We start from the raw sequence: 13,351 nt of genomic DNA, 5'->3' as shown, positions 1-13,351 counted from the left end.
GATCATACGGATAACACGTTTAAAAAAGGATTTACGAAATTAACATTAGGCTGGAGTGACGGCAATACATACATTCCGCTTTCTTTCAGACTACTCAGTTCTTCTAAAAAAGTATTACAACCAGTTATTTATATTGATAGAAAGTGTCCGTTGGGCGTCATTTTTAAATAGGGAGTATGGAAGGAGTATAGAAAATGAAAAAAATGATTTTTATGTTTATCTCTTTGAGTATTATATCCTGCTTGAGTATGCCAGAAGACTCTGAATATTTAGATTCAATATTTTATATTCATAATGCTTGTTCAACAGAAATAATTATTAACTCTTCAGTTATGAAACCTTCTTCAATTCATGGGTGGCAGGAGGTAAGAAGAACCGATACAATATTACCTCAAACTGTTGAGATGATGCGTAATATTAAAGCTGTTGAAAATGTTAAAATATCTTCAATTTTTAAGACTTTAGAAATCTATAAAAGTAATAAATTAATTGAAATCGATGTGTTTGATAATAACTATTGGAAAGTAGAAAAAGCTGATTATATTAAATATACATTAAAGATAACAGAAGACATGTTTTAAAAAAGACGCTCAACAGCGGCTTGCCGGCTTCGGCCGTCGTCTGCTCCAGCTTACCAGTTTATTCACCACACGCCGGATGTCACCTGTCGCTTCATTACCGGGATCGAGATTTACTGTTTTCAGTTTCGCACACAACAGATCATCACCACAAAATATATACAGCGGCAGATAACAGTAACAATCATGGTAGCCGTGAAAAAATCTTCCCTGCTGCTCCCCGTGCAACGGATCGTCTGTCGCATCGACATCGAGTATTATCTTTTGCGGCTTTTCGCCTTGTTTGCTTTCTATAAACTTCTCTATGCAATAATTGTCGATCGCTTCTTCTTCATAGAGAATCTTCTTGTATCGTGTCGGTTCACCAATATTCTCCTCCATGTACTCAACTCGATTTGCCGAATATTCTTTGCGAAAGCAATGATGTAAGGCTATGCTCGATTTTCTTCTGATTCCTATGATCGTAAAAACATTTGGCAAAATCCTCTATGAATCCGTTCTCTCTATCGATTTCTCGTAACAAAAGCCCTCCGGCTTCGGAGGTTATCGTTCCGCCATCAAATGAACCTTGAACTTTTCTGCTTCCAAGCTCTTTAAATCCCAGGAACTTTTGTATACACTCTGTTTTGTTCATATTGTCCCCTTCTTTGGTTTTAATTTCTTTTCTCATAAGTGATTATAGCAATGAAGGGGCTTTTTTGTAAAGATTAGGCTTCATATCCGGGTTAGCAATCAAAATTAAAGGATATCGGAAATTCTACTTTCATATAAAATACTTTACGAATCGTTTTCTTTGTAAGATAATCTGGTCACGGGTGGCGGAAAATAGAAAATTCCGGTATTTGCAGGGGATATCAAATATAAATTTGAATTGAGGAGAATAAAATGAAAAAGAAAGAAGTTTTCACAATCCGACTGCGAATATATCTCGTCTTCGGAATGATTCTGATGTTAGCGGGCCCGGTTTTTGCCCAAACCGATCCTGTGTGGCGGGTCGATGATCAGGGCAATATTACCGTAGATGGCAGGATATTCCGTATAAGGGGCGGAGCCTGGACCGGACTCGAAGGAAGGCAAGAGCCCTCCGACGATCCGAACAACCCGAACGGCGCCCCGATGGAGATGTATATAGGCAATTGCTGGTGGAATCCGAGCGGCCGCACCTACGAACAGGATATAACCGAGTTCAAGCAAACGGGCTTTAACCTGATCAGGTTGCCGATAGTCCCCCAAACCCTCGATCCCGAAGATCCGCAGGGCCGGGAACCGTACTTGAAAAACGATCCGGCTGTGCACATTGACAACGCCCGGCTGGCGATGGAGACGGTTATCTCGTTGTTGGATGAGGCCGGTATATACGTCCTTCTGGACCTCCATTCCTGCTCCAACTATGTCGGCTGGAAAGCCGGTCGTCTGAACGATTCCGAACCGTTTCCCAAACACTGCTGGGAACCGGACAATTATGACTACGAGTGGGGGAATGAATTGTACTGCGATTATAGCGTAGCGGAATGGCTGGATGACCTGCGTGAACTCGCGGGACTGGGGGCGGAACTCGGCGTCACCAACATTATGGGCATCGACATTTTCAACGAGCCCTGGGACTATAGCTGGGATGAGTGGCGGTCGTTGATCGATCAAGCCTACGCGGCTATCGATGAGGTGAATCCAAACATTCTGATCTTCGCCGAGGGAATCGGTTCTTCGAACGGGGATGGGGATGCCGATTCGCCGCATGGGGCGGAGGAGACGACCCCCTGCTGGGGCGAGAACCTTTACGAAGCGGCCGACAATCCGCCGTCAATGCCGAAGAACCGGCTGGTGTACTGTCCGCATACCTTCGGGCCGTCGGTGGCCGTGCAGAGGCAGTTCATGGACCCGGCCCGGCCGGAGTGCGGGGGCTTGGAAGGCGATGAGGCCGCTTCCAATCAATGCGACATCGTGATCGAACCGTACCTGCTCGAACAGGGCTGGGAAGAGCACTTCGGTTACCTGAAGGAATTGGGGTATGCCGTTGTCATCGGGGCCTTCGGCGGTAATCCCGATTGGCCCGACAAAACCGAGGAGTGTATACGGGACCGCTGGGGATGGCTTCCCGATAAAACGGTGGATTGGCAGTGGCAGAATGCTTTCGCAGACTATCTGATATCGAAAGGAATCCAGGATGCCGTCTACTGGTCGATCAACCCGGAAGAGAAACTTACCGGCGGCGTCTATCACCATGCCTATGACCCCGTCTCCAATAAAGGCGGCTGGGGTACCTGGCAAGGCATGGATTACAAGAAACTCCAATTGTTGTATAAAATATGGGATCAAGGCGGGGATCCCCCCCCACCCACACCGGTATCGACACTGACACCGGCCCCGGGGGAAAGAGGTGACGTAAACGGGGATAATGTGATCGGTATAATCGACGCCCTCCTGACGGCCCAATACTATGTGGGGCTTGATCCCGAAGGCTTCATTACCGGGAATGCTGACGTTGATTGCGACGGCAGTATCAGTATAATCGATGCCCTCATGATCGCCCGTTACTATGTGGGTTTACTGAGTTCTTTCGGCTGTTGATTATTACGTCCCCGGAATGATTTTGCTTGGGGTTGTTTGCATTCGATTGTAAAAGGCAGTTTTACCTCTGATTGAAATGGAAGAAAATTCATGAGAAATAATATAGTAACATGTATCACGTTCCTGATTATGCTGCTGATCATAACGAATTGTTCCGGAAGCATAACTATCGATGTTATATTATCAGATAATATTGTCAAGAATTGGATAGAAACGTATAAAGCAATAAAAAAGGATTTCCCGAACGATTTTATTATAAAAGAAAATAATAATGAACTGGATTATTCTGCAACTATTATTTTTGCCGGTGATGAATATATTCAAATTATAAAAAAATACAGGAAAGAAATCGATGAAGTATTGAGAATGTAGTAAAGATAACGTCGCTGAGGGCTTCGCCGCATTGTTACTTACTGGGGGTATTGTTTTCGCAATACCTGCGCCGTCACCACGCAGTCTTAAAACGTTTTGCGTAATAATCTTTCAGGAGTGCATACGATGAAAAAACCATTGACAATCACGCTATTAATTATTGTCGCAATAGTCCCGGTTATGGGTAAAGACGGGAATAATAATATGTCCGTGCTGCAATTAACGAAAGAAATTAAAATAACCGAAATAGACCATAATGTATTTATGATCACCCACAGTTTTCCCTGGCCGGGCAATTCGTTGGTGCTTGTATTGGATAAAATGAACATCGTATGGATTGATACGCCATATACACCTGAAGCGACATCCCTGGTTCTGGATTGGATTCGAAACAGGTTTGGCAACAATTATTCAATTACCGAAATAAATACGGGATTTCATATTGATAATCTGGGAGGGAACCGGGAATTAATAAAAAACGATATACCTGTATACGGCTCCGGCTTAACATGCGAACTCATCAAAACAAAAAGTGCCGCGACGATGTCGAAGATAATAGAACTGCTTAATAAACCCGAATATAAAAAATACAAAGACACTTACATGAACTTCAGATTCTATTGTCCGACAAATACTTTTGACATCAATGAAGAGCAGAAAATCATATTGGGATCGGAAGAAATAATCGTTTATTATCCCGGTCCCACGCATACCTACGACAATGTAGTCGTATACATTCCATGTAAGAATTTACTTTTCGGCGGCTGCATGATACTCGCATCCGACGCAGATAACGTCGGCTTTATAGAAGACGGCAATCTACATGAATGGGCGAATTCACTTTTACAGCTTGAAAAGCGTTTTGATCGTATCGGAATAGTTATACCCGGCCATGGGAATCCGGGAGATTCTTCGTTAATCAATCACACAAAAGAAATAGTCGTTGCTTCAGCAAGAATGACGGAAGATTGAAAAATCAACGCGTACAACATCGCATATAGGCTAAGCTTCCGACGGCCGCTTCAAGATAAAGCCGTATTTTTCCTTCACTATCGCCGAGGTAAAAAAGTAATGCAGCGGCGACGATCTGTTTCAAGGAACCATTTCGCTTGATGTTTTTGCTGTTACAACCAATTTTTCAATAATCATTAAAAACATAAAGATCCTTATTTGTAGCATATATGGTAAAATAGAGTTTTCCATTGCATTCAATCAGATTTCCCGGTATGCTGTCCGAACCGCCCGGAATAATATCGTAAAGCACCAGTTCCGTCTCATCCCAGCTGAAGAGTTCCTGTCCGCTGCTGCCATTATTTCCGAGGAAATACAGCTTGTCTTTATAAACGCCAAGGACATATACCTCTCCGTCCCCTGAAGGATTAACATCAAACGCTTTCTGTATGGGATTAGTCGTGCCGTCATGATAGTGAAGCTCATAATCCGTTGCGGTACTTCTTCCGGACAGATAAAGGTTACCGTTATAAGGCACATAACTCTTCGGATACCCCGGGTCGACGCTTGAATACACCTCAAACTCTTCGAACGGTGTCGTTGAACCGTCATACCGCCATACTTCGTAATTCGAGAATTCATCTTTCGCTGTAAAATAGAGATATGAACCGAAACCGCAGAACGAACTAGGAGAAGAATCATCTACATCGGGATCAAGATCGTATATTTCCGCCTGAGTGGTACCGTCATGATACCATAGTTCCTTGCCGTTCGATACAGATGCCTGAAAATACATTTTACCGTTCCATACATACATATAGGTGGGGCCGCTGCCGGAAGTTCCTGTTCTGATATCGATCTCCACGCAGGGATTGGTTCCGTCATAATACCAAAGCTCATAGTCCGATGAGTTGTCTTTCCTCGCTTTAAAATAAAGCCGGCTGTTATAAACGCAAAAATTAGACGGATAGCTGCTGTCTCCGACCCAGATATCCTCGACAATTGAAGCATTGATTCCGTTATAACAGTACAACTCGCTATCACCTGAGACCGTGGCGCGGAAATAAATATTACCGTTAAAAACCGTCAGGTATTCGGGGCTGCTGCTCGTACCTGCATTATCGTCCACATTCGCGACCTCATAAAAGGATGTTCCGTCAAAACAGTAAAGTTCCTCGCCGTTTGCCCCGGTTCCGTTACAGTAGATTTTATCATTCAGGCAGACCAAATACGCATTGCCGACACCGATATCGGCTACCTTGTAATACCTTTTTTCCACGGTAAAATCGAGTGTATCGGTCCTGGATGTATCCTCTTTTAATGCGGCCGTTACGGTGACCGTCACTTTGTCATCCGAGAGGGTCGGCAATGCGGCGGCCGTATACAAGCCGTCGGCATCGATGAAACCCGCGTCCTCGGGCACCGTACTCGAAACAGACCATGCGGCGGGTTTATCGGCATTAAACTGATAGGTCGTCCCGGAAATAACAGACACATTTGAGTTTGTTATACTGATTGTTGCAGGAGACTCATCCGGAGAAGGACATCCGACAAGTATTGTGCAAATTATCATAATCGCTGTGGTTTTCTTCATTAATTTCCCCTTATTAACCCAATATCAGTATATTCCAAAAACCTTATTTGAAGATAGTTTGTCTTTGAGGTAAACCACACGGAATCCATGGATACTCTTTCCGTCAATTACGTCGATCCCGGGATTGGAAGAGAAGCAGACGCCGTCGTATTCTCCGTGATTTACAAGCAACCCAGCAAAAATCATACCGATATTTCGACCGGAATACATATAACAATGCTTTTCATTTTATCCTCCTGCGACGTATGAATAAAAGTATATAATTCTTTTACGAAAAATCAATAAAATGCGAATCCATTTATCGGCCGTATACCCGCCTTCAATCCGCTATGCCCGAGCATCCCATTTTCGAAAAAGAATCGTCATGGTTGTTCGTTATGATGAAATGGAACCTTGACCTGATACGGCGCTCCGCCCCGACGAGTCGGATTTGCCACAGGAAGAAGAAGTGGAATCCGTCACGCCGCAGAAAGTGCCGATCCATTTGATTTTTATAACGGGGCAACCGTCCACTTTCCGTGGAATTTAATTGACGTATTTCTTAATCTTGACAAAGCCCGGCCCCAAGACTACAATATTTTCGGTAAAAAAAGATATTTGCGATTTATGGAGAACATGATGAAGAATAACGTATTTCCTGTTTGTCTGCCGGTGTTGATGATTGCCGCTTTCTTATGCGGTTGCTCGGGTAATGTAAAAAGTCCCGGTATTTCATTCACATCGGATAAATATAATTTCGGCACGATCCAGGAAGGAACATCCGTAAATCATACGTTCGAGTTTACCAATAATGGGACAGGGGTTCTCATTGTGCGGGAGATCCGCCCCACATGCGGCTGCACCGTCGCAGGCGCTTATGATAAGGAGGTCAAACCCGGGCAAAACGGGAAGATACCCGTAACATTGGATACAACGGGCTTCGAAGGGTATTCGGCAAAGTCGGTCATTGTGAAAACGAACATTCCGGGCAATCCCGACCATGTGCTGACCATCGAAGGGACGGTAACAATATCGGTCAGTGTGACTCCGCGGGTTCTTTCCTTCGGAAATATCGAGCGCGACAGAACCGCGCCGCTCGAAGGGAAGATAACCATAGCGAATCGTTTACCCGACCCCATCAGGATAACCGACGTCGTTAAAGCCGCCGATGATCTCACGATACCCAATGTCACGGTATCGAACGACAATGTCGAAACCGGGATAGAGACGCTGAAAGATGGTTTCGTGTACACGCTCGCCGTCACCGTACACCCCCCCTTCAAGCATGGAGAGGTGATGGGAACTATTGTGGTAAAAACCGATAGCCGGCTATTACCAGAGATCAATACACAATTCTCGTATTTCATGGAACCGATGGTCAAGGTTTTTCCCAATCCGCTCTTCGTAAGCAAGGATAACATCGCTTCAGGGGTTGAGCAGCTGATAAACGTCGAATGCGAACCGGGTCCCGACATGCGTATTGCCGGTCTTTCCGTGAATATCGACAAGGTCGGGGTGAGTCTCAAAGAAGTGGAAAGGGGAAGGAAATACGCGATTCAACTGAAGTTCCCGAAGGATTTTACATTCGACCCGGCCAACACACTTATGGTCAAATTCACGGCAAAGAACGTACCGGACGAACCGGTCTTCGGCGTCCCGGTCCTGGGGATATAGGGGCGGGAATGTATTTCAGTTTGTAAGTAACGATTCTATTTTTTTCTTTAAATAAGCATAATTGGATATGAAATATCCGTCCCTTACGATCCCTTCTGTATCGATGAGGATATAGACGGGATAAGAGCTGATTCCATAGACATCCATAAAGTCATCTCTTGTTATGCTCACGGGCCATTTGAGTTTTCTTTTACGATAATAATGATCCCTTATATATTCGTATTCCCGAAGTTCGGAAATATCCCGCTCGTATTCATAACTTCCCGTGTATTGTGTCACTCCGACAATCCTGAAATTGTCGTTTTTAAATTGTTCCTTCAATGCAAAAAGGGACGGCAAATAGGTATTGCAGGCCGTACAGTTCCAGGTAAAAAAGTCCAGGAGTATAACGTTTCCTTTCAATGCCGAAAGATCGACAGGTTGTTCGGTCCCCACCCAGAACTGGTATTCTATTGATTTAGCCTTTTCTCCCAAAATCTTTAATCGATTCTCAAAAAGCTCGAGCTGCTTTATGGAGTATTCGTCTGAAAATTCATTTTTTGCGTCATTGATGATGTTGAATGCTTCGGAAGTATGACCGAGTTTATTTTCGATATAGGACCTTAGGCCGACGATACGTATGACAGGTATGGTATTCCTTTGAATTCGCTCTGAAAGCAGCTGATTTAAAAGATTATTTGCCTTTTCATTATACTTTTCCGCCTGCCCCATATTTCCCGTTTCGGCAAATCCCAAAGCAATCGCATAATAGCATTCCAACTGCTCATGCGGCAGGAATATGGTGATGTCCACATATTTTTCAATTTCCCCCGGTTCGAGCAGATATGCATTCGGAAAATACAATTTAAGCAACCGCTTGTCTATTTTGGTGTCCGGATATCGATTGAAAATTATTTTCAGAATATCGATGATCTTCCGCTCGTCCTGTGCAATTTCTGCGATTTGTACGAGATTTTTTAAATCATTTATTGTTGCTATATTTTCAGGATCTGCCTTATTCAGATACTGCATTGCTTTGGCCGTTCTTTTGAACATGATATCATAATACCTGTCTTGCCCGCTCAGGTATTCTTTTCCCCTTTTATCCTTCAAAGAATCTTTAATTTCCGATGCCCGGGCCGCCATTTTTTCAAGCTCGCCGAGCTGTCTCTCTAAAAGGGTATATTTTTCATGCGAACATCCAACGATTATCGACAATAATAAAAATAAAAGTAAAAATATTATTTGTTTTGGCATTTTCAAATGATAGTAAAAGTTATACATCCTTGCAAGCCTTATAAAAGAGAAAATCGTAAAAAAGTTATCAATCCGTCCTCATGTCCCCTGCGTCATTCCGGCTGCCGGCACAAACCAAAACGGCCTGTTCCTCACTCACAAATCGGAAAATTCCCGTGAAGTACACAAAGCGTTCCAAATTCCGGGCCGTACGAGGTTCCGCCCTCAGTGACGTTTCAAAAATTTTCATTGACACATATACCTTTCTATAATATAATTCTTCTGAATCGTTTAAATATAAAGTCATGTATGATGAATAAAATATAATTGAAAAAAAGGAGAAAAAAAATGAAAAAGAGAAATGTAAAGGCTAAACCGGCATGTATGATTTTCATTCTGCTGTTATTCTGCATAGGCAATGTTTTCGCTGCAGAATGCGGAGACGTCAATGCAAGCGGAAGTATCGATATTGTCGACGCGCTTTTAATCGCCCAGTATTACGTGGGGCTGGATCCGACGAATTTCGATTCCACTGTGGCAGAGGTAAGCGGAGACGGCAATATCAGTATTGTGGATGCCCTGTTGGTGGCACAATATTACGTCGGTCTTGTTTCCTCATTCCCCGGCTGCGGGTCGACGGGGCCTACAAATCCCCCGACGGCGACAGATCCTCCGACGACGACAAATCCTCCGACAGACGCACCGGATCCCGGTCGTACCCAGGCGCCGTATCCGGCTCCAGCCGATAACGATTGCGGCAGTTGGGTGCTCAAGGACAACGTGTGCTGCGGACGGTACTGCAGCGATAACTTGCTCTCGGAAAGCTGCGACGGTTGCGGAGGAAACAGCGGAGCCAATTGCGTGGTGATCAGTTCCAAGGCGTCCAAGTCCGGTGTATGGCCGGAAGTCCATTCGGTGAGCAGCAGCGAACCCTGGCACTACTCCCGTTCGACGCACTACGGGATAGGAAAAGGCGGGGCGTGCGCGTTCGGACTGTATGGAATCTGTACAACGGCAATGAAATCCGGCGAACAATTTTATAATCCGGAATGCGAAGCCTTTTGCAGGGCCTACCCGGACCTCTGCAAGGACCCCTCCGGTACGACCTTCCGCGGAAACTGGGTGGCGCCTCCGGGCAACTACTATACCCAGTTCTGGCCTTCTCTTCCCGGTGAACGCGACAACTACTTGAGCTGCGGCGAGTGTTTCGAAATCGTCCGTACCAAGAAGGACGGCACCGATTACGAATCCGGGGAGTCCGGCTATACGCCCTCTGTTATCGCAACGGTCGCCGACTCCTGTCCTTGTGCCGCCAATACGAAATGGTGCTGCGGTTCGGGGCGGGATCACTGCTACGAAGTCGAGGATTTCAAATACGGCTGTCAGATTCCCCCCGGGCTGTCGTTGGATCCTGCGCGGGAACGTGATCCGCTTCCCGATGAGAGCATCCATATCGATTTGTGCAGTATCGCCATGGCCCGCCTGCAGTCGGGCAGTGCCACTGGAGGAATAATTGACGGCGTCATCCCGATCAAATACCGGCGCGTGCCGTGCCCCGTGGTGGGCAACATACATGTCTGGCTTCACAGCGGCGCGGGCAACTATTGGTTTGCACTCAGTGTCGTCAATGTCAAAGGCCTCGGATCTGTCACGATCGTCGAAGCCCAGACGGAGGCCGGGGATTGGGTGGCATTGGTGCGCGACCCCAACTACTCGACCCACCGCCCGCAAGAGCGGTACGGCACCTGGGTGATCCCGCAAGGGGCCGGGCCTTTTGCTCTCCCCATTTCCATGCGTTTTACGAACGGAGCGGGTACCACCATCACGGCCGAGGGAGCGATCCCGTCCTTTTCAACGTCGGAATCCGGTCTGGCTGAGAATTACTTCATCGACACGGGCGTTCAGTTCTAAAGGCCGCAGGTTGATGCTTGAAACGTCCCGGCCGGCCCAGGAGGCTGGCCGGGACTTATTCCCCCGGTCGGTAAAAAAAGCGATGAAGCAGAAATCGGATAATCTGAAAGACTCATTTTACTCTCCAATTCCTCATCATGTGAAAAGAAATATGCAAAGAATTATGACCGGGATTTATTGAAAAAGTATCAAAAAATTGAATCCACAAGAATAAAGCTATAGAAGAAAAATAATATGGAAAATCAAAAGGGAATCGGATATTGCGGTCTTGCATGCGCCGTTTGCAGTGAAAATTCACATTGCGCCGGATGCCGGAACGGGGAATGTAAAAATAAAGGCTGGTGTAATACCCTTCGTTGTTGTAAAGAAAAAGGATTGGCCGGATGTTGGGAATGTGAAGCGTTTCCATGTGAAGAAAGTACGGTAAATACTAAACGCATACGAGCTTTTATCGGATTTATCAGAAAATATGGAACTGATTTCCTTTTACGGTGTCTCGAGAAAAATGAGAGAAACGGGTTGATGTATCATTATCAAGGCACCTTGACCGGTGATTATGATAAACCCGAAACGGAAGATGAAATCATCGATGTGATACTCAAAGGACGTGAAAAGTGAATATAATCGCTGCACCCATCGGATCCCGGGGAGATGTTCAACCCTCTATCAATCTTTATCGGGGATTGCAGGAGGCGGGCCACGATGTGGCGCCGGCCGCCGTGAACACCTTGTGATTATATCGATCGGACCTGTTTATCAAGTGCTTCTTGAATAAATCGATAACTACTTGATTGAAGAATTCTCTCTATACCTTTATTATATATATATGAATTTTAACGAAGAAATAGGCAAACGAATAAAATCTCAACGTGAGAAGCTTGGTTTCAAACAAAACGAAATCGCCAATGCCTTGCAAATAAGTCCGCAGGCGGTTTCACATTGGGAGAAAGGTATCAACGCCCCGGATATTTCCCTGCTTGTACCGCTTGCAAAATTACTGAATGTATCGACGGACTGGCTTTTAGGATATTACGATATAGAAAAAGATGCTATAGAAGCTTCGGTATTTGTTTCCCAGATAATGGGGCTGACAAAAAAGATACAAACCATGGAAGCACCCGAATCCGCTCTCTGGATTAATGGATTTTTGCACCAGATAACGGAATCGATAATAAAATATGACGGGATTCCGGTCAAATATCTGGGTGGTGGCGCTTTAGCCTTCTTTACGGGCCCCGATCACCAAAAAAGATCGATATCGGCATCAATAACGGCAAAAAAAATCGTCAATGAACAATTGGCGATTGGATTGCATTCCGGTAACATATATGTGGGTTCTATTGGACATAAGGATTATGCTTCCAAAGATATTTCCGGAAAAACAGTCAATACCGCGTTTCGAATCGTGTCGCTGGCGTCGGAAACCGGTATAAATAGTTCTTTGAAATTGGTTTCTGAAGCCGGTTTTACCGATTATATAAATAAAAGAACGGAAATATTAAAAGGCATCAATGAACCGATTGAAATATGTGAAGTCAAAACAAATAGCGGCGAATAATGAAAACAGCTCCCTCATGAGGAGGTACGGTAAAGGGTGAGAATCGATTTTTTTTCTCTTTTATTACTGTTAATATTCCTTTTATCATGCACCGGGAATGAAGTTACCTCGTTAAATGAGAAAGTATTTTCATTAACATTGAATGGTGAATGGGAAAAAGGATATAACGGTGACTCAATATTGCTGCAGAAAAATGATGAACAATTGATATTTCAAACACATTTTTACAAGAATGAATTATCAGAGGCGGAAATCAAGAATTCCTTATTAAAATTAATAGAAATATATCGACAAGTCGAAATGCAAAAATCCGGGAAATCAAATATCGGTGAAAATTATTATGGAGAAATTAATGGCATTTTTATGGTTAGATTCATCGGTAATGAAGAAAATAAAAGAAATTTTTCTGTTTTTATATTTGGCACGACAAATTATTTGTTGTCGGTCTATTTTGAAAAAACAGATACCGCCGAAAGTGAGTTCGAGAAAAAAGCCGGTGAAATCATAAATAAAATGGTATTAAAACAATAAAAAGACACTATATCTCATGTTTTGCAGCCGATAAAAATGGGGGGTTTTGCTTCACACCCGGCCTGGAATCCATATTTTCCCGCCAATTTACCCGCCACGGCTTTCATACCGACTTCTTCTATCAGAATCAATTTCTAGCCGTTTTAATCGAAATTTTAATTTTTTTAGCTTCTTTTTACAAGACAATAATTCAGTTTCCATTAAAATGGAAACTGCGGAAGTTTATATATTAAAACAAGCTGTATAGTTTTGATTATAAGACAAATTATAGCTAAAGAAAGGATTATCGGATGAAAAAGTGTATTTTTTTGGCCATGCTAATGTGTTTTTGTCTGGTGACGGCAGGCGCCCAGACGATCACCTCAAACCAGACAGGCACCCATGACGGCTACTTCTATTCATTCTGGACCAGCGGCGGCG

General features: G+C 44.3%; 13 protein-coding genes. 9 read left to right on the top strand and 4 right to left on the bottom strand.

What is annotated here, in order from left to right; genetic code table 11:
* Positions 1 to 194 precede the first annotated feature (194 nt).
* A complete protein-coding gene (locus tag JW881_07755; GenBank protein ID MBN1697393.1) occupies positions 195 to 581 on the top strand; it encodes a hypothetical protein in 387 nt (128 codons plus the stop codon).
* A gap of 9 nt (positions 582 to 590) precedes the next feature.
* Here the strand turns inward: JW881_07755 and JW881_07750 are convergent, their stop codons facing one another.
* Complete coding sequence (locus JW881_07750) at positions 591 to 959, bottom strand: transposase (protein ID MBN1697392.1); 369 nt, start codon at positions 957 to 959, stop codon at positions 591 to 593.
* Positions 960 to 963: 4 nt separating this feature from the next.
* Positions 964 to 1,212, bottom strand: coding sequence for a transposase (locus tag JW881_07745; protein ID MBN1697391.1), 249 nt, complete (start codon positions 1,210 to 1,212; stop codon positions 964 to 966).
* Between the two features lie 251 nt (positions 1,213 to 1,463).
* Between JW881_07745 and JW881_07740 the strand changes: the two genes are divergently transcribed.
* From JW881_07740 to JW881_07730, 3 genes are all read left to right on the top strand, one after another.
* The gene (locus JW881_07740) at positions 1,464 to 3,146 is read left to right on the top strand and encodes a cellulase family glycosylhydrolase (GenBank protein MBN1697390.1); all 1,683 of its coding nucleotides are present in this window, start codon (positions 1,464 to 1,466) and stop codon (positions 3,144 to 3,146) included.
* Positions 3,147 to 3,236: 90 nt separating this feature from the next.
* A complete protein-coding gene (locus tag JW881_07735) occupies positions 3,237 to 3,518 on the top strand; it encodes a hypothetical protein (GenBank protein MBN1697389.1) in 282 nt (93 codons plus the stop codon).
* A 126-nt stretch (positions 3,519 to 3,644) separates the two neighbouring features.
* Positions 3,645 to 4,490: an MBL fold metallo-hydrolase gene (locus JW881_07730; protein ID MBN1697388.1), complete on the top strand. Its 846-nt coding sequence runs from the start codon at positions 3,645 to 3,647 to the stop codon at positions 4,488 to 4,490.
* A 166-nt stretch (positions 4,491 to 4,656) separates the two neighbouring features.
* On the opposite strand, the gene JW881_07725 is transcribed toward JW881_07730, so the two are convergent.
* Positions 4,657 to 6,063, bottom strand: a complete 1,407-nt coding sequence (locus JW881_07725) for a hypothetical protein (GenBank protein MBN1697387.1) — start codon at positions 6,061 to 6,063, stop codon at positions 4,657 to 4,659.
* A 615-nt stretch (positions 6,064 to 6,678) separates the two neighbouring features.
* Here JW881_07725 and JW881_07720 point away from each other — a divergent pair.
* The gene (locus JW881_07720; protein ID MBN1697386.1) at positions 6,679 to 7,716 is read left to right on the top strand and encodes a DUF1573 domain-containing protein; all 1,038 of its coding nucleotides are present in this window, start codon (positions 6,679 to 6,681) and stop codon (positions 7,714 to 7,716) included.
* Positions 7,717 to 7,731: 15 nt separating this feature from the next.
* Here the strand turns inward: JW881_07720 and JW881_07715 are convergent, their stop codons facing one another.
* Positions 7,732 to 8,751 carry a redoxin domain-containing protein gene (locus JW881_07715; GenBank protein ID MBN1697385.1) on the bottom strand — a complete coding sequence of 340 codons (1,020 nt, stop codon included), beginning with the start codon at positions 8,749 to 8,751 and terminating at the stop codon, positions 7,732 to 7,734.
* 528 nt (positions 8,752 to 9,279) lie between these two features.
* Between JW881_07715 and JW881_07710 the strand changes: the two genes are divergently transcribed.
* The 4 genes from JW881_07710 (at position 9,280) to JW881_07695 (ending at position 12,931) form a co-directional block, all read left to right on the top strand.
* Positions 9,280 to 10,842 carry a hypothetical protein gene (locus tag JW881_07710; protein ID MBN1697384.1) on the top strand — a complete coding sequence of 521 codons (1,563 nt, stop codon included), beginning with the start codon at positions 9,280 to 9,282 and terminating at the stop codon, positions 10,840 to 10,842.
* A gap of 234 nt (positions 10,843 to 11,076) precedes the next feature.
* Positions 11,077 to 11,460: a DUF3795 domain-containing protein gene (locus JW881_07705; GenBank protein ID MBN1697383.1), complete on the top strand. Its 384-nt coding sequence runs from the start codon at positions 11,077 to 11,079 to the stop codon at positions 11,458 to 11,460.
* Positions 11,461 to 11,668: 208 nt separating this feature from the next.
* On the top strand, positions 11,669 to 12,400 hold the full coding sequence (locus JW881_07700) for a helix-turn-helix domain-containing protein (protein ID MBN1697382.1): 732 nt from the start codon (positions 11,669 to 11,671) through the stop codon (positions 12,398 to 12,400).
* A gap of 36 nt (positions 12,401 to 12,436) precedes the next feature.
* A complete protein-coding gene (locus JW881_07695) occupies positions 12,437 to 12,931 on the top strand; it encodes a hypothetical protein (protein MBN1697381.1) in 495 nt (164 codons plus the stop codon).
* Positions 12,932 to 13,351 lie beyond the last annotated feature (420 nt).

The organism is Spirochaetales bacterium (genome assembly GCA_016930085.1).
In the GTDB taxonomy this organism is placed as follows: Bacteria; Spirochaetota; Spirochaetia; order SZUA-6; family JAFGRV01; genus JAFGHO01.
This window is presented reverse-complemented; position numbering and strand designations above follow the sequence as displayed.